17 protein-coding genes are annotated in these 19294 nt (G+C 70.3%); 9 read left to right on the plus strand and 8 right to left on the minus strand.

All coding sequences use genetic code 11. The annotated features are described in order from the left end of the window. Nucleotides 1–17 precede the first annotated feature (17 nt). The 3 genes from AB5J49_RS29070 (at nucleotide 18) to groL (ending at nucleotide 3261) form a co-directional block, all read left to right on the plus strand. On the plus strand, nucleotides 18–866 hold the full coding sequence (locus tag AB5J49_RS29070; RefSeq protein ID WP_369171762.1) for a polysaccharide deacetylase family protein: 849 nt from the start codon (nucleotides 18–20) through the stop codon (nucleotides 864–866). 337 nt (nucleotides 867–1203) lie between these two features. Then, nucleotides 1204–1512 (plus strand): co-chaperone GroES, encoded by a 309-nt coding sequence (gene groES, locus AB5J49_RS29075; protein ID WP_003998759.1) that lies wholly within the window; start codon nucleotides 1204–1206, stop codon nucleotides 1510–1512. Between the two features lie 120 nt (nucleotides 1513–1632). Further along, nucleotides 1633–3261 carry a chaperonin GroEL gene (gene groL / locus AB5J49_RS29080; RefSeq protein ID WP_369171763.1) on the plus strand — a complete coding sequence of 543 codons (1629 nt, stop codon included), beginning with the start codon at nucleotides 1633–1635 and terminating at the stop codon, nucleotides 3259–3261. A gap of 109 nt (nucleotides 3262–3370) precedes the next feature. Here the strand turns inward: groL and AB5J49_RS29085 are convergent, their stop codons facing one another. From AB5J49_RS29085 to AB5J49_RS29100, 4 genes are all read right to left on the minus strand, one after another. Further along, nucleotides 3371–4063 carry an ester cyclase gene (locus tag AB5J49_RS29085; protein WP_369171764.1) on the minus strand — a complete coding sequence of 231 codons (693 nt, stop codon included), beginning with the start codon at nucleotides 4061–4063 and terminating at the stop codon, nucleotides 3371–3373. Between the two features lie 530 nt (nucleotides 4064–4593). Then, nucleotides 4594–5367: an SDR family NAD(P)-dependent oxidoreductase gene (locus AB5J49_RS29090; protein ID WP_369171765.1), complete on the minus strand. Its 774-nt coding sequence runs from the start codon at nucleotides 5365–5367 to the stop codon at nucleotides 4594–4596. Nucleotides 5368–5410: 43 nt separating this feature from the next. After that, the gene (locus tag AB5J49_RS29095; protein ID WP_369171766.1) at nucleotides 5411–6943 is read right to left on the minus strand and encodes a multicopper oxidase family protein; all 1533 of its coding nucleotides are present in this window, start codon (nucleotides 6941–6943) and stop codon (nucleotides 5411–5413) included. 149 nt (nucleotides 6944–7092) lie between these two features. Next, entirely contained in the window at nucleotides 7093–7761 is a 669-nt protein-coding gene (locus AB5J49_RS29100; RefSeq protein ID WP_369171768.1) for an MOSC domain-containing protein, read from the minus strand. Between the two features lie 80 nt (nucleotides 7762–7841). Between AB5J49_RS29100 and AB5J49_RS29105 the strand changes: the two genes are divergently transcribed. Continuing rightward, nucleotides 7842–8753, plus strand: a complete 912-nt coding sequence (locus AB5J49_RS29105; protein WP_369171769.1) for a LysR family transcriptional regulator — start codon at nucleotides 7842–7844, stop codon at nucleotides 8751–8753. Nucleotides 8754–8820: 67 nt separating this feature from the next. On the opposite strand, the gene AB5J49_RS29110 is transcribed toward AB5J49_RS29105, so the two are convergent. Then, a complete protein-coding gene (locus AB5J49_RS29110) occupies nucleotides 8821–9150 on the minus strand; it encodes a WhiB family transcriptional regulator (RefSeq protein WP_369171771.1) in 330 nt (109 codons plus the stop codon). Nucleotides 9151–9531: 381 nt separating this feature from the next. On the opposite strand from AB5J49_RS29110, the gene AB5J49_RS29115 reads away from it, so the two are divergent. The 4 genes from AB5J49_RS29115 (at nucleotide 9532) to AB5J49_RS29130 (ending at nucleotide 13933) form a co-directional block, all read left to right on the plus strand. Continuing rightward, entirely contained in the window at nucleotides 9532–10143 is a 612-nt protein-coding gene (locus AB5J49_RS29115; protein WP_003948568.1) for a response regulator transcription factor, read from the plus strand. A 304-nt stretch (nucleotides 10144–10447) separates the two neighbouring features. Beyond that, on the plus strand, nucleotides 10448–11035 hold the full coding sequence (locus tag AB5J49_RS29120) for a sigma-70 family RNA polymerase sigma factor (protein ID WP_369171772.1): 588 nt from the start codon (nucleotides 10448–10450) through the stop codon (nucleotides 11033–11035). A 153-nt stretch (nucleotides 11036–11188) separates the two neighbouring features. After that, complete coding sequence (gene guaB, locus AB5J49_RS29125) at nucleotides 11189–12691, plus strand: IMP dehydrogenase (RefSeq protein WP_369171773.1); 1503 nt, start codon at nucleotides 11189–11191, stop codon at nucleotides 12689–12691. A 117-nt stretch (nucleotides 12692–12808) separates the two neighbouring features. Beyond that, entirely contained in the window at nucleotides 12809–13933 is a 1125-nt protein-coding gene (locus AB5J49_RS29130; RefSeq protein WP_369171774.1) for a GuaB3 family IMP dehydrogenase-related protein, read from the plus strand. Nucleotides 13934–14023: 90 nt separating this feature from the next. Here AB5J49_RS29130 and AB5J49_RS29135 read toward each other — a convergent pair whose 3' ends face one another. Continuing rightward, nucleotides 14024–14527, minus strand: coding sequence for a hypothetical protein (locus AB5J49_RS29135; RefSeq protein ID WP_369171775.1), 504 nt, complete (start codon nucleotides 14525–14527; stop codon nucleotides 14024–14026). Nucleotides 14528–14679: 152 nt separating this feature from the next. Then, nucleotides 14680–15885 (minus strand): nucleotide sugar dehydrogenase, encoded by a 1206-nt coding sequence (locus tag AB5J49_RS29140; protein ID WP_369171776.1) that lies wholly within the window; start codon nucleotides 15883–15885, stop codon nucleotides 14680–14682. A gap of 262 nt (nucleotides 15886–16147) precedes the next feature. Here AB5J49_RS29140 and AB5J49_RS29145 point away from each other — a divergent pair, with 262 nt between their 5' ends. Then, the gene (locus AB5J49_RS29145; protein WP_369171777.1) at nucleotides 16148–17854 is read left to right on the plus strand and encodes a glycerol-3-phosphate dehydrogenase/oxidase; all 1707 of its coding nucleotides are present in this window, start codon (nucleotides 16148–16150) and stop codon (nucleotides 17852–17854) included. Between the two features lie 204 nt (nucleotides 17855–18058). Here the strand turns inward: AB5J49_RS29145 and AB5J49_RS29150 are convergent, their stop codons facing one another. Then, complete coding sequence (locus AB5J49_RS29150; protein WP_369175298.1) at nucleotides 18059–19123, minus strand: serine hydrolase domain-containing protein; 1065 nt, start codon at nucleotides 19121–19123, stop codon at nucleotides 18059–18061. Nucleotides 19124–19294: the final 171 nt, after the last annotated feature.

Raw genomic sequence — 19294 nt, forward strand, 5'->3', positions numbered from 1 at the left:
CACATGCTCCGACGGCCGTGCGTGCGTCGGCCGTACGTTCTCTGGCAGCTGTCGTCCTGGTGTCCGTCGTGCTCGCCGGTTGCGCCCAGCCGTCCGGGTCGGTCGGGCCCGGCGGAGGGTCGGGCGGGAGGGCGGCGCAAGAGGCGCGGTCGGCGAAAGGCCCGACGCCCACCGCACAGCCGTACCGCCGATGGGGCCTCACCGCCCCGCTGCCCGCGCCCCCGCCCCCGCCCGCCCGGCGGCAGGTGACGCCCGGGGGTGATCGGCCGTCCGGGGGGCATCTGCTGCCCGTCGTCGACCGCGTCCTCACCCGCGACCAGGTCGTGTTCCTCACCTACGACGACGGTGCCGAGAAGGACCCCCGCTTCGTCGACATGGTCCGTGAGCTACGGCTGCCCGTCAGTATGTTCCTCACGGACAGCGTGGTCGGCCCGGGCTACGGCCACTTCGCGCGCCTGCGGTCGGTGGGTGCGTCGATGCAGAACCACACCCTCGACCACGCCGCCCTGCGCGGTCTGCCGTACGCCGGCCAGCGCGCCGAGATCTGCGGCCAGCAGAACAAGCTCCGCGCCCGCTTCGGCATCCGCCCCCGGCTCTTCCGGCCGCCCTACGGCACGTACGACACCACCACCCTCCGCGCGGCGGCCGACTGCGGCGTGACGGTGGTGGTGCTGTGGCGGGCGGCGATGGAGGGCGACGGCGGGCTGACGTACGCGAACGGGCCCCGCCGGCTGCGGGCCGGCGACATCGTCTCCGTCCCTTCGGGCGAACCGGCCGGCATGACGCTGAGAGAGCGCACGACGCGGCTGTTGCGGGAGATCCAGAGGCGTGGGCTGACGGTGGGCCGATTGGAGGATTACGTCTAGCGGACCGTGCGCACGCCGGTCGGCACGGCTCAGCCCGTCCGGCGTTCAGGGACGAGGCCCGTTCAGGGCCGAAGCGGGGGGCCGGGGGCGCGGTTCGCGGGGCGGCAGCGGCACCGCCGGTCACCCGGAACGCGGCTCGGTCGGCGCAGCGGACGCGCAGCGAATTAGCAGTCCGCTTGACCGAGTGCTAATCGCGGTCATAGTCTCGGCTCTGGCACTCCCCACTGGAGAGTGCCAACTACGCGACGGGCAGGTCCGGCACCCGCGACGACGGATCCACCTGGTCGCCACCTCAGACAGTTAACCCCGTGAGATCTCCGAAGGGGGAGGTCGGATCGTGACGACCACCAGCTCCAAGGTTGCCATCAAGCCGCTTGAGGACCGCATTGTGGTCCAGCCGCTCGACGCGGAGCAGACCACCGCCTCTGGCCTGGTCATCCCGGACACCGCCAAGGAGAAGCCCCAGGAGGGCGTCGTCCTGGCCGTGGGCCCGGGCCGCTTCGAGAACGGCGAGCGTCTGCCGCTCGACGTCAAGACCGGCGACATCGTGCTGTACAGCAAGTACGGCGGCACCGAGGTGAAGTACAACGGCGAGGAGTACCTCGTCCTCTCGGCTCGCGACGTGCTCGCGATCATCGAGAAGTAGTTCACCCCGAAGCACCTTTTGCTTCAAGCTGCGCCCCTGGCCCCCGCGATCACTTAAAGAAGCCGGGCGCCCGGGGCGCAGTGCCTTTTTCACCCACATTCCGAGAGGGCTCCCGCTGTCATGGCGAAGATCCTGAAGTTCGACGAGGACGCCCGTCGCGCCCTCGAGCGCGGCGTCAACAAGCTGGCCGACACGGTCAAGGTGACGATCGGCCCCAAGGGCCGCAACGTCGTCATCGACAAGAAGTTCGGCGCGCCCACCATCACCAACGACGGCGTCACCATCGCCCGTGAGGTCGAGGTCGACGACCCGTACGAGAACCTCGGTGTCCAGCTGGTGAAGGAGGTGGCGACCAAGACCAACGACGTAGCGGGCGACGGTACGACCACCGCCACCGTGCTGGCCCAGGCGCTGGTCCGCGAGGGCCTGCGCAACGTCGCCGCGGGTGCCTCCCCGGCCGCCCTGAAGAAGGGCATCGACGCCGCCGTCAAGGCCATCTCCGACGAGCTGCTCGCGACCGCGCGCCCGATCGACGAGAAGTCCGACATCGCGGCCGTCGCCGGTCTGTCCGCCCAGGACAGCCAGGTCGGCGAGCTCATCGCCGAGGCGATGGACAAGGTCGGCAAGGACGGTGTCATCACCGTCGAGGAGTCCAACACCTTCGGTCTGGAGCTGGACTTCACCGAGGGCATGGCCTTCGACAAGGGCTACCTGTCGCCGTACATGGTGTCCGACCAGGAGCGTATGGAGGCCGTCCTCGACGACCCGTACATCCTCATCAACCAGGGCAAGATCTCCTCCATCCAGGACCTGCTGCCGCTGCTTGAGAAGGTCATCCAGTCGGGTGCCTCCAAGCCGCTGCTGATCATCGCCGAGGACGTCGAGGGCGAGGCCCTGTCGACCCTGGTCGTGAACAAGATCCGCGGCACCTTCAACGCGGTCGCCGTCAAGGCCCCCGGCTTCGGTGACCGTCGCAAGGCGATGCTGCAGGACCTGGCGGTCCTCACCGGCGCCACGGTCATCTCCGAGGAGGTCGGCCTCAAGCTCGACCAGGCCGACCTGGACGTGCTGGGCTCCGCCCGCCGTGTCACGGTCACCAAGGACGACACGACCGTCGTCGACGGTGCCGGCAAGGCCGAGGACGTCACGGGCCGTGTCGCCCAGATCAAGGCCGAGATCGAGAACACCGACTCCGACTGGGACCGCGAGAAGCTCCAGGAGCGCCTCGCGAAGCTGGCCGGCGGCGTGTGCGTGATCAAGGTCGGCGCCGCCACCGAGGTGGAGCTGAAGGAGAAGAAGCACCGTCTGGAGGACGCCATCTCCGCGACCCGCGCCGCGGTCGAGGAGGGCATCGTCTCCGGTGGTGGCTCCGCGCTGGTCCACGCCGCCAAGGTGCTCGAGGGCGGCCTCGGCAAGACCGGCGACGAGGCCACCGGTGTCGCCGTCGTCCGCCGCGCGGTCGTCGAGCCGCTGCGCTGGATCGCCGAGAACGCCGGCCTGGAGGGCTACGTCATCACCTCCAAGGTCGCCGAGCTCGACAAGGGCCAGGGCTTCAACGCCGCCACCGGCGAGTACGGCGACCTGGTCAAGGCCGGCGTCATCGACCCGGTCAAGGTTACCCGCTCCGCCCTGGAGAACGCCGCCTCCATCGCCTCCCTCCTCCTGACGACCGAGACCCTGGTCGTCGAGAAGAAGGAAGAGGAAGAGCCGGCCGCTGCCGGTGGCCACGGCCACGGGCACGCGCACTGAGCCCAGCCGCTCACAGCGCTCGTAGCGCTCGCGTTCGCCGCGCTCGCGGCGTCCGCACAGAAGGCCCCGTTCCGTCACAGCGACGGTACGGGGCCTTCCCCCTTCGCGGTCACTGACCGAGTACCCCAAGCTGCTCCATCAGCCCCGCCCGGTCGTAGAGCCAGCGGCTTTCGCAGATCTTCCCGCCCCGGAACCGCTGCCAGGTCACGCCCTGCATGGCCACGTCCTGTCCGGTCGCCGGAATCCCCAGGAACTCACCCTTGTGCCGCGCGACCCATGTCCACCGCGTGCACACCTGGTCGTCCTGGGCCATCTGGTCGTCGATCCGGAAGGTGAAGTCGAAGGCGGCATACCAGCCCGCGTACACCTCCCGCATCCCGTCGATGCCCTGCACGGGCTGCGGGTGCGACGGATCGTGATCCACGTAGTCGTCCGTGAGGTGCTCACCGATCTGCCCCGGTTCCATCGTGCCCATGGCCTCGAAGAAGGCCCGCGCGGCCAGGACGTTCAGCTGCTCGTCCCGCACGACGTCGAGATCGGTGAACGTCGGCGTCTCGTCACAGAGCGCGACCATCTCCTGGAAGATCCGATCGGTCTCGGGAAGGTTGGAGTTCCGCATCGCCTCGTCGTAGGAGGCGAACTCCACGATCTCGATGAAGTGCGACGAGTCCGACCGGTCCTTCCCGATGATGTCGTGCGTCGCCGTCCGCTTCCCCTTGGTCTGCTCGACCCACCTGTCCATCAGCCGGTTCATCTCGTCGAAGCGGCTGGTCCTGCAGTCGATGAGCTGTACGAAGGTCATGACGTCATCGCCTCCCGGCCCCCCTGGGCGCGACCGAACAGCACCATTGTCCCCGTCGGAGGGGCGCTGTGCCTGTCGGCGCCGGTATCACGACGCCATGCGCCGGCGGAGGAGGCGGCGATCGGTGACCGCGGGGAGGAGCATGGGGGCAGCCCCGGCGGAACTGGTCGGCACCGACGCCGAGTTGAGCGAACCGGCCGCCATCCGGCGTGAGAATCGGGCCCCGACGCGCACGGCATTCCGATCCTGCTGCCGCCCCGGCCGGAGGCGGGGCGCCGGTGCGGGCGCGGGAGTGCGACCCGCGCCGGGCCGGCCGCGTCGAGGATCCGGGCGATCGGCCGACGCCCCGGCCCCTCGCCTCCGCCGTGCCTTCGCCCCCGCGGCGAACCCGCGCGGCCGGACCCCCGCGGCCCGGGCCGCGCAGCGCATGAGCCGGCGGCGGGTCCTGCCCGCCCTGATCCGCGTCGAGCCCCGCCCTGTCCGGCTGACCGTAGGCTTCCTGCGCCGCCGCCCGGCGTACGAGCCTGCGCCTACTGCGGCCCGTACTTGCGGCCCGTCTTCGAACTGATCCCCCCGAGCAACCCCCGAGGCACCAGCTTCGTCGCGCCCATCAGCACCTTGTACCGAGGATCCGGAATGGACAGGGACTTTCCCCGCGCCAGATCCTCCAGCGCCGCAGCGGCCACCTTGTCCGCGTCCAGCCACATCCACCCCGGAATGTTGTCCGTCCCCATCCCCGCCCGCTGATGGAACTCCGTCCGCACGAACCCCGGGCACAGCGCCATCAACCGCACCCCGCTGGCGGCCAGATCCCGCGCCGCCCCCTGCGTGAACTGCACGACCCACGCCTTGGACGCGCCGTACGTCCCGCGCGGCACGAAGGCCGCGACCGACGCGACGTTGACGACACCCCCGCGCCCCCGCTCCCGCATCGCCGCCGACGCCGCCGAGGTAAGCCGCAGTACCGCCTCGCAGTGCACCTTGAGCATCATCAACTCGTCGGCCATGGAGACGTCGAGGTAGCGGCCCTTGTTGCCGAAGCCCGCGTTGTTGATCAGCAGGTCGACGGGGTTCCTGCGGTCGCCGAGGCGGGCGGCGACGGCCTCGATGCCGGTGTCCTGAGCCAGGTCGGCCGTCAGGACCTCCGCCTCGATGCCGTGCCGGTCGTGCAATTCGGTGGCCTGCTCCCGCAGCCGCTTGGTGTCCCGGGCCACCAGGACGAGGTCATGCCCGTCGGCGGCCAGCCGCCGCGCGAACGCGGCGCCGATGCCCGCGGTCGATCCCGTAATCAATGCCGTTGTCATGGCGCAAGATTAGTGACCCGGACTGCGCGCTTCCGCTCCTTGTTCAGCCGTTCCCGTGCGCCGAGTGACCGAGTGTCCCGCCTCCGCCCGAAGGCGTCTGCGCCCGCTGCCCCTTCTCCACCACCACGAACTGGCCCATCATCCCCTCGTCCTCGTGGTAGAGCAGATGGCAGTGGTACATGTACGGCGTCTGCGGATCCGCCGGCCCGGTGAAGCGCAGCGCCAGCTTCATGGTCGTCCCGTTCGGCAGGAACACCGTGTCCTTCGGCCCGCTCAGCGCCGGCGGCGGTGCCTCACCGTTCACCTCCAGCACCCGGAACTGCACGTCGTGCACATGGAAGTTGTGCGGCATGCCGTTGCTGTTGCGGACCGTCCACACCTCCGTGGCCCCGCGCGTGACCGTCTCGTCGACGCGGCCCATCTCCATCGACCGCCCGTTGATACCGGACCGCTTCAGGTCGAAGTGCCGCCCGCGTACCGCATCCGTGCCGTCGGGTGTCTCCAACCCGCCGAGTACGGCCGGTATCGCGGGCGACGGCCGGAGCCGTCCGGCTGCCCGCAGCTCCAGGACGTCGAAGGAGTCGTCGCCTCCACCGAACCGCCGATTCCAGCTGTCCCCGTAGTTGTCCTGAGGAAAGCTGCGCAGCATCACGCGCTCACCCGCCCGCATCCGTACGACGATCTCGGCTCGCTCGCCCGGCGACAACTGGACACGGTCCATGGACTGGGGCCGCTCCAGCAGGCCTCCGTCCGTCGCTGTCAGCGAGAAGGCGCGGTCGTCCGGGAATCCGAAGGCGTAGGTGCGTGCCGTCGAGGCGTTGAGCAGCCGCAGCCGTATGAGCTCGTCGCCGACCTCTTTGTAGGGACGCAGCGTGCCGTTGACCATCGTCCGGTCGCCGAGGAAGCCCACGTTCTGCATGATCTTGTGGTCGCCGTCGAGCTCCGCGCCGTCGAAACGCACGTCCTGCACGATGACAGGCAGGTCGTCGACGCCGTACCGCTTCGGCAGGGCGAGCTTCGTGGACCGCTGGTCGTCGAGGATGAACAGGCCGGCCAGGCCCTTGCGCACATGCCGTTCCGTCGCGCCGTGCGGGTGCGGGTGGTACCAGAGCGTCGCGGCGGGCTGGTCCACGGTCCAGTGCGGAGTCCAGGTGCCGCCGGGGGCGATCATCTGGTGCGGGCCGCCGTCCATCCGCGCGGGCAGGTGCATGCCGTGCCAGTGCACGCTGGACGCCTCGTCGAGCCCGTTCGCTATGCGTACGCGGACCTTCTCACCGCGGGCCGCACGCAGCGTCGGCCCGAGGTACGAGCCGTTGAAGCCCCAGGTCGGGGTCTTTCGGCCGGCCTCGAACTCCGTCTCGCCCGCGCGCATACGCAGGTCGAAGACGCGGGTGCCGTCCTTGTCGACGGACGACTGGGCCAGGGGCGGTATCGCCAGCGCGTTGTCGAACGACGCCTTGCCGACCGTGCTGACGTCGGCGCCGGTCCACAGCCAGGCGAACAGGCCGCCGACCGCCAGCACGAGGACCGTGACGACGGAGCCCACAACGATGAGGACGCGCTTGAAGCGAGACATGCTTCGAGCGTCTTTGTTCGCCGCCCGCCGAACATCGGGGTCGTCCCCCGGGCCACCCCGAGTCAACCCCCGCCGCTCGTCCGGGGTTTCCCCCTAGGAGCCGTGCGGCGCCTGGGCGACCGCTACCCCAGCCACTGGTTGACGTCCCGTCACGCCCCGTACTGCGCCACGTACTTCCGGGCGGCGTCCAGCGACTCCGGATGCAGCGCCTCGCCCGCCGCCAGCAGCCGCGGCAGCAGCTTCCGCTCCGTCGTGGCCGCCCGGAACTGCAGCGCCACCGTCACGTCGTGATCCGGGCGGTGGACGATCTCCATCGCATCGCCCGCCCGGATCTCACCCGGCTCGATCACTCGCAGATACGCGCCCGGCGCACCCTTCGCCGTGAACCGCTTCACCCACCGCTTCTCACCCACATGGCCCTGGAAGGTGGCACAGGGAATCCGGCCGCTCGTGACCTCCAGCACCACCTCGGACCCGATCCGCCAGCGCTCGCCGACCAGCGCGCCGGACACGTCCAGGCCAAAGGTCGTGAGGTTCTCGCCGAACCCGCCGTTCGCCAGCGACCGCCCCAGCTCGCGCTCCCAGTCGTCGAGGTCCTCGCGCGCCACCGCGTACACGGCCTGGTCGTCGCCGCCGTGGTGGCGCAGGCTGCACACCTCGTCCCCGGCCACCCCGCTGGCCCCGATCCCCTTGGGCCCGGGTGCCGCCACCCGCACCGGCCCCTGCACCGGCCGCTTGTCGATCCCGGTCACGCCTTCCGGGTGATCGGTGTAGGGCACATGCTCCCTGCGGCCCAGGTTCACAGACAGAAGCTTCATGGCGGCACGGTAGGCGACCATGAGCCAAAGCGTCCATGCGTTATTCGGCGATGTATCCAAGCTTCCCTTATGCTCGACGGGTGATCGAGGCCCGTCATCTCCGTGTGCTGCGCGCCGTCGCCGCCACCGGTTCCTTCTCCGCGGCGGGGCGCGAGCTGGGCTGCACCCAGCCCGCCGTCAGCCAGCAGATGAAGGCCCTGGAAGCGTCCGTCGGCACGCCCCTGCTGGTCCGCAGCGGGCGCGAGATGCGGCTGACCCAGGCCGGCGCGGCGCTGGTGCGGCACGCCGCCGGGATCCTGGCGGGACTCACCGCCGCCGAGGAGGAGGTCGCCGCCATCGCCGGGCTGCGGGCCGGTCGCGTCCGCCTGGTCTCCTTCCCCAGCGGCAGCTCCACCCTCGTCCCCACCGCCCTGGCCGCCCTGCGCGCCGCCCACCCCGGCACCCGCGTCTCCCTGGAGGAGGCCGAACCGCCGCAGTCCGTCGAGCTGCTGCGCGAGGGCGACTGCGACGTGGCCCTCGCCTTCCGGTACGAGGGTGCCGCGGGCGCCCCGGAAGGTGAGTGGGACGACCTCGTCGTACGTCCGCTGCTGACGGACCGTCTCGTCGCCCTCGTACCCGAACGGCACCGGCTCGCGCGCACCGCGCCCTCGGGGTCCGTCGCCATCGGGGAACTCGCGGCCGAGCCGTGGATCGCCGGATGCCCGCGTTGCCGGGGGCAGTTGGTCGAGGTGTGCGAGAGCGCGGGCTTCACGCCCCGTATCGACTTCGCCACCGACGACTATCCGGCGGTCGTCGGCCTCGTGGGCGCCGGCCTCGGCGTGGCCGTCCTGCCCCAGCTCGCCGTCGAGTCGGTACGGCCGCGAGGCGCGCGGATGGTGACGCTGGAGCCGGCGGTGCGGCGGGAGATCGTCGCCCTCACCCTGCCCGACCTCGCGCAGGTGCCCGCGGTGGCGGCGACGCTGGAGCAGCTGACGCGGGCCGCTGCCCGCTAGCGAAGGCAAGGGCGCCGCGAAAAAACAAGGGCACGTGTACGCGTGCCCAGTTTGAAGAAACGTTCCTTCAGTTGGCGGGGCCGGTCTCTCCGCTGGTCGTCGACGCCGAGACCAGCCGGTTGCGCGCTCGCCCCATGAGCTCCTCGCGCTCGTCCTCGGTCAAGCCGCCCCACACTCCGTACGGTTCGCGCACGGCCAGTGCGTGCGCCGCGCACTGCGCGCGCACCGGGCACCTCATGCAGACCTCCTTGGCCGAGTTCTCGCGAGCGCTCCGGGCCGCACCGCGCTCACCCTCCGGATGAAAGAAGAGCGAGCTGTCCACCCCGCGACAGGCAGCCAGCAGCTGCCAGTCCCACAGGTCCGCGTTCGGTCCGGGAAGGCGGGAGAAATCTGCCATTGCGTGACCCCTTGTAGCCGTTCTGGGCGGATACGGTGTCCACGACCGTACATCTACGATCTAAGGAGATGAAAATATGACTCATTGCGAATCTAGCCTCAGACGCCAACAAATGGGAAGAAAAAGGGCTGAATGGGGCACGGGTTGTGATGAAACATTGAGGGTCCGTTGTGCATGTCTGCCCCGTGTTCGACCCCTCACGTAGAGTGCCGAAGATGGCACACGGCCCCGTAACTCTTTCGAGTGACCGTCGTTGAGAGGGCGGAGGCGGTTGAAGGAACAAGCGCTCGGGCAGGCGTCCGAGACGGTCGACCGCACAGGTGACGATTTCGTACCAGCCTGGAGGCTCAAGGTGACGTGCATCAGCTGCGGAGGGCGGCCATGACATCCGTCCTCGTCTGCGACGACTCCCCGCTTGCCCGAGAGGCGCTTCGCCGCGCGGTCGCGACCGTGCCCGGCGTCGAGCGCGTGACGACGGCGGCCAACGGCGAGGAAGTCCTCCGCCGCTGGGGCGCCGACCGCTCGGACCTGATTCTGATGGACGTACGCATGCCCGGTCTGGGCGGCGTCGAGACCGTGCGGCGGCTGCTGTCCGCCGACCCCGGTGCGCGCATCATCATGCTCACCGTCGCCGAGGACCTGGACGGCGTGGCCCTCGCGGTCGCCGCCGGTGCCCGCGGCTATCTGCACAAGGACGCCTCGCGCGCGGAGTTGCGCGCCACCGTCACGCAGGCCCTGGCCGACCCCACCTGGCGGCTGGCCCCGCGCCGGCTGCGGTCCGCCGAGATGGGTGCCGCGCCGACGCTCACCGCGCGTGAGATCCAGGTCCTGGAGGGCATGAGCCACGGCCGCTCCAACGCCGAGATCGGCCGCGAGCTGTTCCTCTCCGAGGACACCGTCAAGACGCACGCCCGACGCCTGTTCAAGAAGCTCGGCGCCTCGGACCGGGCGCACGCGGTGGCGCTCGGCTTCCGGTGGGGCCTGGTCCGGTAGGTGGACCTCAGCGGGGACACGGGGGTCCCCGCCCGCCGCGTGGTGGGCGGGGCTGCTTTTCGCAGCGCGGGTCGGCGCGTGTACCGCAAGGTGAGCGGTGGTGGCAAAGCGGCCTGCCGGGTGCCCGCTGCTCGTTTCGGCGCGGATGCCGCATCCTTGAGGTGTGGAGTCTCTCGGGGACGAGTCGTTCGAGCGGAAGGGGAGGGCGCAGGGGATGAGTGCCGGCGCACCTGCTCATAACGCTTCAGTGCACAACATCGGGCGTGATGCCGCGGACCGTACGGCCGCAAGGCACCATGGACCGATGCGCGAGGACGAGGCGGCTTATGCCCAAGGGGCGATCGGTGCACTCGTCCATCGCGCCGTGGACGGGGACGAGCAGGCCACGCACGATCTGCTCGCGCACGTCCACCCCCTGGCCCTGCGCTACTGCCGCACCAGGCTGTCCCGCCTTCCGGGCGACGCCCGCCACTTCGTCGAGGACCTTGCCCAGGAGGTCTGCGTCGCGGTCCTCCTCGCGCTGCCGCGCTACAAGGACACCGGCCGCCCCTTCGAGGCGTTCGTCTTCGCCATCGCCGCGCACAAGGTGGCGGACCTGCAGCGGGCGGCGATGCGCCACCCCGGCTCGACGGCCGTTCCGTCCGACGAGATGCCGGAACGCCCGGACGACTCCCTGGGCCCGGAAGAGCGGGCGCTGCTGAGCAGCGACGCCGAATGGGCCAAGAAGCTGCTGGCCAACCTGCCCGAGAACCAGCGGGAGCTGTTGCTGCTGAGGATCGCGGTGGGGTTGACCGCGGAAGAGACGGGCCAGATGTTGGGAATGTCACCCGGCGCAGTGCGGGTGGCCCAGCACAGGGCGCTGAGCAGGTTGCGCGCGCTGGCCGAGCAGTAGCGCTCGCTTGGTTGCGCCCCAAATGAACAGGCTCCTCTGCGGTTCCGTACGAACATACGAAGCCCGAAGCCGCCCAGAACCGTGGAATGAGTCAGCCATGCTTCCCGTTAGCATGGACATCCGCACCGATCAAGGCCATTTGGGGAAGGTGTCATGACTGCCAACGTCGACGGAGTGCCCGGAAAATTCGCGACACTCGGGCTGACCTACGACGACGTGCTGCTGCTGCCGGGTGCATCCGAGGTGCTCCCCAACGCGGTCGACACCTCGTCCCGCATCTCCCGCAACGTCCGGGTGAACATCCCGCTGCTCTCGGCGGCCATGGACAAGGTGACCGAGTCCCGCATGGCCATCGCGATGGCCCGCCTCGGCGGCGTCGGTGTGCTGCACCGCAACCTCTCCGTCGAGGACCAGGTCAACCAGGTCGACCTGGTGAAGCGGTCCGAGTCCGGCATGGTCACCGACCCGATCACCGTGCACCCGGAGGCGACCCTCGCCGAGGCCGACGCCCTGTGTGCCAAGTTCCGCATCAGCGGCGTCCCGGTGACCGACCCGGCCGGCAAGCTGCTCGGCATCGTCACCAACCGGGACATGGCCTTCGAGTCGGACCGCAGCCGTCAGGTGCGCGAGGTCATGACGCCGATGCCGCTGGTCACCGGCCAGGTCGGCATCTCCGGCAGCGACGCGATGGAGCTGCTGCGCCGCCACAAGATCGAGAAGCTTCCCCTGGTCGACGAGGCGGGCATCCTCAAGGGCCTCATCACGGTCAAGGACTTCGTCAAGGCGGAGAAGTATCCCAACGCCGCCAAGGACTCCGAGGGCCGGCTCCTGGTCGGTGCCGCCGTCGGCGCCAGCCCCGAGGCCCTGGAGCGCGCCCAGGCGCTCGCCGAGGCCGGTGTGGACTTCCTGGTTGTCGACACCTCGCACGGCCACAACAGCAACGCGCTGAGCTGGATGTCGAAGATCAAGTCGAGCGTCGGCGTCGACGTGATCGGCGGCAACGTCGCCACGCGCGATGGCGCCCAGGCGCTGATCGACGCCGGTGTCGACGGCATCAAGGTCGGTGTCGGACCGGGCTCCATCTGCACCACCCGCGTGGTCGCCGGCATCGGCGTCCCGCAGGTCACCGCCATCTACGAGGCCTCCCTGGCCGCCCGCCCGGCCGGCATCCCGCTGATCGGCGACGGCGGCCTGCAGTACTCCGGCGACATCGGCAAGGCGCTCGCCGCCGGCGCCGACACCGTGATGCTGGGCTCGCTGCTCGCGGGCTGCGAGGAGTCGCCCGGCGAGCTGCAGTTCATCAACGGCAAGCAGTTCAAGTCGTACCGCGGCATGGGCTCGCTCGGCGCCATGCAGTCCCGGGGCCAGGGCAAGTCGTACTCCAAGGACCGCTACTTCCAGGGCGAGGTCTCCGCGGACGACAAGCTCGTGCCCGAGGGCATCGAGGGCCAGGTGCCCTACCGCGGCCCGCTGTCCAGCGTCCTGCACCAGCTCGTCGGCGGGCTGCGGCAGACCATGGGCTACGTGGGCGCGGCCACCATCGACGAGATGGAGACCAAGGGCCGCTTCGTCCGGATCACCTCCGCCGGTCTCAAGGAGAGCCACCCGCACGACATCCAGATGACCGTCGAGGCGCCGAACTACAGCCGAAAGTGACGGCCACGCACGCGTGAGGCTTGATCGAGGGCGGTCCCGGAGGCTCCGGGGCCGCCCTTGTCATACCCGTCGGCGATACTGGTAGACGCTGAAACGCATCAGGGAAAGGCCACAGACGTGACTGAGATCGAGATCGGGCGCGGCAAGCGCGGCCGCAGGGCTTACGCCTTCGACGACATCGCCGTCGTCCCGAGCCGCCGTACGCGGGACCCGAAGGAGGTCTCGATCGCCTGGCAGATCGACGCCTACCGCTTCGAGCTGCCCTTCCTGGCCGCCCCCATGGACTCGGTCGTCTCCCCGGCCACCGCGATCCGCATCGGAGAGCTCGGCGGCCTCGGCGTACTGAACCTCGAAGGGCTGTGGACGCGGTACGAGGACCCGCAGCCGCTGCTCGACGAGATCGCCGGGCTGCCCACGGAGGCCGCCACGCGCCGTCTCCAGGAGATCTACGCCGCCCCCATCAAGGAGGAGCTGATCGGGCAGCGCATCAAGGAGGTGCGCGACTCGGGCGTGGTCACCGCGGCTGCGCTCTCCCCGCAGCGCACCGCCCAGTTCTCCAAGGCGGTCGTCGACGCGGGCGTGGACATCTTCGTCATCCGCGGTACGACGGTCTCGGCGGAGCACGTCTCGGGTGCGCACGAGCCGCTGAACCTGAAGCAGTTCATCTACGAGCTCGATGTCCCGGTGATCGTCGGCGGCTGTGCCACCTACACCGCGGCGCTGCACCTGATGCGCACCGGTGCGGCGGGCGTCCTGGTCGGCTTCGGCGGCGGCGCCGCGCACACCACACGCAACGTGCTGGGTATCCGGGTGCCGATGGCGACGGCGGTCGCGGACGTGGCGGCGGCCCGCCGTGACTACATGGACGAGTCCGGCGGCCGGTACGTGCACGTGATCGCGGACGGCGGTGTCGGCTGGTCCGGCGATCTGCCCAAGGCGATCGCCTGCGGTGCCGACGCGGTCATGATGGGTTCCCCGCTCGCGCGCGCGAGCGACGCGCCGGGCAAGGGCCACCACTGGGGCATGGAGGCCGTCAACGAGGAGCTGCCGCGCGGCAAGAAGGTCGACCTCGGCACGGTAGGCACCATCGAGGAGGTCCTGACGGGCCCGTCCCACACCCCGGACGGCTCGATGAACTTCTTCGGTGCCCTGCGCCGCGCCATGGCCACCACCGGCTACAGCGAGCTCAAGGAGTTCCAGCGCGTCGAGGTGACGGTGGCGGACTCGCAGCACCAGCGCTGACGCCGCACACGGCTCGAACGCAAGGGGGCCCGGACCACCGAGAGGTGTTCCGGGCCCCTGCGCGTGCGTGGCGCGTGTGTGCGGGACGGCTCAGGCCGCGGCCTTCTTCGCACCGGAGAACGCGGCGAACGCGCCGATGCCGAGGAAGGCGAAGGTCAGAAGGTCCGCATCCTCGCTCCAGATCTTGGTCACCACGTCGAAGTGGTCGGTGAGGACCGTGGTCACGGAGACGCCGAGGTCGTCGGCGCCGATCGCCGCGATGCCGATGAGCTGGCCGAGGTAGACGGCGCCCAGGGAGAGGATCGCGCTCATCACGGGCAGCACCGGGTTGGCGCCGCCGATCTTGCCGGCGGCGAATCCGATGACGAAGCCGACGCCGACCGCGGCGTAGCCGATCTCGTACTTGGTGGCGCCGACGATGCCGCCGTAGATGCCGGCGGTGACCAGGGCCGCGACGACGGCGGCGACGATGCCGAGGGCGATGTTGTTGCGCGCGGGCGCCGGTGCGGGCGCGAGCGGGGCCGGGGGCACGGCGTCCGACTTCTGGGCGAACGGGTTGCCGTCGGTGGGCTGAGGCGGCACTGACTGGGTCATGACAGGAATCCCCCCACGGGACTGTGGTCCCCCCCAGGGGACCTTGAATGAGCGGTGTGACTGCGCACGACTGTGCGACGAGACGCCGAAGAGTAACAGGCCGAACGCCCCGGTTCGCCAGTGTTTTCGCGGGTGACCGGTGGCTGCCGTGGTCAGAGTCGGTGCGCCGCCCCCATTGGCGTGGCCCCCCGCGTGTCCAGCAGGAGTTGGGCCTTCACCGACAGGCCCTGGAGGTCGTAGGTGCGGTGCTGCTGGAGCAGGATCGTCAGGTCGGCGTCGGCGGCGGCGTCGTAGAGGGAGTCCGCGCGCGGCACGGGGCGGTCCAGGATGTTCCAGGACGCGACGTGAGGGTCGTGGTAGCTCACGGAGGCGCCCAGTTCCATCAGGCGGATCGCGACCTCCTGGGCGGGGGTGGACTGCTGGTCGGCGACGTCGGGCTTGTAGGTGACGCCGAGGAGGAGGATGCGGGCGCCGCGCGCGGACTTGCCGTGCTCGTTGAGGAGGGTCGCGGAGCGCTGGACGACGTAACGCGGCATATGGCTGTTGACCTGCTGGGCCAGTTCGACCATCCGCAAGGTGCGGCCGCGCGCGGTCAGCTCCTGCGGGACCGCGTGCCCGCCGACGCCGGGGCCCGGGCGGAAGGTCTGGAAGCCGAACGGCTTGGTCTCCGCGCAGCGGATGACGTCCCACAGGTCGACGCCCAAGTCGTGGCAGAGGACGGCCATTTCGTTGACGAGGGCGATGTTGACGTGCCGGAAGTTGGTCTCCAGCACCTGCACGGTCTCCGCCTCGCGCGGTCCACGCGCGCGTACCACCTTGTCGGTGAGGCGGCCGTAGAAGGCCGCGGCCGACTCGGTGCAGGCGGGGGTGAGGCCGCCGATCACCTTGGGGGTGTTGGCGGGAGTGAAGGCGCGGTTGCCGGGGTCGACGCGGCTGGGGGAGTAGGCCAGGTGGAAATCGCGTCCGGCGCGCAGCCCCGAGCCCTCCTCGAGGAGCGGGCGCAGGACGTTCTCGGTGGTGCCCGGGGGTACGGGTGACTCCAGGATGACGGTGGTGTGCGGGCGCAGTCGTTCGGCCAGGGTGCGGGCGGCCGCCTGCACCTGGCTCAGATCGAGCCCGCCGTCCGCTTCACGCGGGGTGGGCGCGCAGATGACGGCGGTGCGCACACGGCCGAGCTCGGCGGGGCTGGTGGCATGCCGGAAGCCCCCCGCGAGCATCCGGCGCAGCTCGGCGGGGCTCAGGGAGCCGGCTTCGGGCCCCGTCCGGTAGCCGAGCGTGGGGATGCCGGCGGCGACGGCTGCCTGGGCCAGGGGCAGGCCGTACAAGCCGAGTCCGATGACGGCGAGATCTGCGGGCATGGCGTGGGCCGTCCTTCCCAATAACCGAAGCGGGGCGGGTGCGCAAGCCCTGTGGACAGGACGAGGGAGCGCAATGTCAGACTAGGAGTAAATATGACCGATTTGCGGGATTGGATGTTGGCGTTTCCGTGAGTGTTGTCCACAGGCTTGGGGTGAGTGGTGGCTGAAGTCGGGCAACCCGGTCAGAATTTGGGCATGGGGGGTACGAACCGGGCTTCGCCCGATGGGTGCGGCCTACGCGACCGATGAGCGGGAGGCAGCGGTGAGGACAGCGACACTGGGGCCGGCGGAGCGCGCCGAGTCACTGGCATCAATGGCCGAGCGCGAGCTGGACCTACTGGTCGTGGGCGGCGGCGTCGTGGGCGCGGGCACCGCCCTGGACGCAGCCACTCGCGGACTGTCCACCGGCCTGGTCGAGGCACGTGACTGGGCATCGGGCACATCGAGCAGGTCCAGCAAGCTGATCCACGGCGGCCTGCGCTATCTGGAGATGCTCGACTTCGTACTCGTCCGGGAGGCCTTGAAGGAGCGCGGCCTGCTGCTGGAGCGGCTCGCCCCGCACCTGGTGAAGCCGGTGCCGTTCCTGTACCCACTGCAGCACAAGGGCTGGGAGCGCCTGTACGCCGGTTCGGGCGTCGCGCTCTACGACGCCATGTCGATGGCCCGCGGCCACGGGCGCGGCCTGCCCCTGCACCGCCACCTGAGCCGCCGTCACGCCCTGCGTGTCGCCCCCGCTCTGAAGAAGGACGCGCTGGTCGGGGCGCTGCAGTACTACGACGCCCAGATGGACGACGCCCGCTATGTGGCCACCCTCGTGCGCACGGCGGCGGCCTACGGCGCGAAAGTCGCCAACCGCGCGCGTGTGACCGGGTTCCTGCGTGAGGGCGAACGTGTCGTCGGGGCCCGGGTGCAGGACGTCGAGGGGGGCGGGGAGTACGAGATCCGCGCCAAGCAGATCGTCAACGCGACCGGTGTGTGGACCGACGACACCCAGTCGATGGTGGGGGAGCGCGGTCAGTTCCATGTACGCGCCTCCAAGGGCATCCATCTGGTCGTTCCCAAGGACCGCATCCACTCCACGACGGGGCTGATCCTGCGCACGGAGAAGTCCGTGCTGTTCGTCATCCCCTGGGGCCGGCACTGGATCGTCGGCACGACCGACACCGACTGGGACCTCGACAAGGCCCACCCGGCCGCGTCCAGCGCGGACATCGACTACCTGCTGGAACACGTGAACTCCGTGCTCGCGGTGCCCCTGACGCGCGACGACGTGGAGGGCGTGTACGCGGGACTGCGGCCCCTGCTCGCCGGCGAGTCGGAGGCCACCAGCAAGCTGTCGCGCGAGCACACCGTGGCACACCCCGTGCCCGGGCTCGTCGTCGTGGCCGGTGGCAAGTACACGACGTACCGGGTGATGGCCAAGGACGCGGTGGACGCCGCCGTGCACGGGCTCGACATGCGGGTCGCCGAGTGCGTGACGGAGGACATTCCGCTGGTGGGCGCCGAGGGGTACCGGGCGTTGTGGAACGCGCGGGCGCGGATCGCGGCGCGGACGGGGCTCCATGTGGTGCGGGTGGAGCACCTGTTGAACCGGTTCGGCTCGCTGGCGGAGGAGGTGCTCGAACTCATCGCCGCCGATCCCACGCTGGGCGAACCCCTGCAGTCCGCCGACGACTATCTGCGCGCCGAGATCGTCTACGCCGCCTCGCACGAGGGGGCGCGGCATCTGGACGACGTGCTGACGCGGCGGACCCGCATCTCGATCGAGACGTTCGACCGCGGGACGCGCTGCGCGCGCGAGGCCGCCGAGCTGATGGCGCCGGTGCTGGGCTGGGACAAGGACCACAGCGAGCGCGAGATCCAGCACTACCAGAAGCGGGTGGAGGCCGAGCGGGAGTCGCAGCGGCAGCCGGACGACCTGACGGCGGACGCGGCGCGGTTGGGGGCGCCGGACATCGTGCCGTTGTAGGGCACCGCATGCAGCGCACTGCTTGTAGTGCGCTGCTTGTAGCGCACCGCTTGTGGCGCGCCGCTTGCACTCTGCTGCAGTGCTGCGCCGCTGTAGGACCGCGACGGACGAACCGGTGGCGGTCGCCGACCGCGCCGATGCGGCAGAACGTCACTCGAACGGGTGAGCGGAGTCGGGATATCTGCTCGAGTCTCGGCCGTTCTATCAGGTGCGAGGGCAGAACTCGGCGGCGAGCAGCCGGGGTTCGAGGCCGGGATCTGCGATCGCCGTCGTGTTCACCCGGAATGTGAGGACGCGACGACCGCCGACGGTGGCCGCGGAGCGCACGTAGCTGCCGGAGATGCGCCCGTTGTGCCCCCATACGACGGTGCCGCACGGCAGTTTCACGGGAAAGAGTCCCATGCCGTACGAGCCATGTGCGGCACGGGTGTCGAGCATCTCGCGCAGCCAGTGCGGGGGCAGCAGCCGGCCGCCGAGCAGCGCGGCGTAGAAGCGGTCGAGGTCGGCGAGCGTGGTCACCAGCTCGCCCGCGGCGCCGGCCACCCGCGGGTCGAGTTCGGTGACGTCGGTCCCGTCGGTGGCGTAGGCGCGGCCGTGCGGGGAGGGGAGAGAGGCGCGGGATCCAGGGAAGGAGGTGCCGGTCAGACCCAGCGGAGCGACGATGTGGCGCTCGGCCTCGGTGGCGTAGGAGCGGCCGGTGACCTGTTCGATGACCAGGCTGAGCAGGACGTAGTTGGTGTTCGAGTAGGAGAAGCTGCCGCGATCGGCAGGGGGGTGGGTGAGTGCGATGCGCACGGCCTGAAGCGGCGTGACGGGGACGGTGCCCCCGGTCTCGGCGGTGAAGTCGTACAGGCCGCTGGTGTGGGTCAGCAGGGAACGAAGGGTCAGCGCGCGCCCGTCGTTGCCCGCCCCGCGTAGCAGGCCCGGCAGATGCTGCTCCACCGTGTCGGTCAGGGACAGCCGTCGTTCGGAGGCCAGTTGAAGGACGACCGTCGCGATGAAGGTCTTCGTGACGCTGCCGGCGCGGAAGTGGTCGGTGGGGGCCATGCCCTGCCCGGCCTGGGCATAGCGGGTGCCGGTCTCCTCGCGGGCCAGCACGGCCGCGGCCGGGACCTTGCCCTGGGTGACGAGCAGCGGAAGGAGGGCGCCCGTGGCCCATACCGGGGGCGCCGAGGAGGCGATGGGGGCCAGGCCGAGGAGCGCCACGGACAGCAGGCCGAGAAGGGACAGGGACACAGGAATGCCCAGTAGCGTCCGAAACGGTGGCATCGTCGGTCGCGCCATGCGGGGTTCCTTTCCTTGTCGCGGCTCATCATGCCGGGCGGCGGAATGTTCGATTCAGCTGGGCTCGGGTGCGTAGTGGCCGGGAGGTACGGGTCCTGCGGTGGCGTGGCGGTGTGACGGGCACCCTGGGCGTTGGGCACTTGTCGGGTGAGAGAC

The organism is Streptomyces sp. R28 (genome assembly GCF_041052385.1).
Lineage (GTDB): Bacteria > Actinomycetota > Actinomycetes > Streptomycetales > Streptomycetaceae > Streptomyces.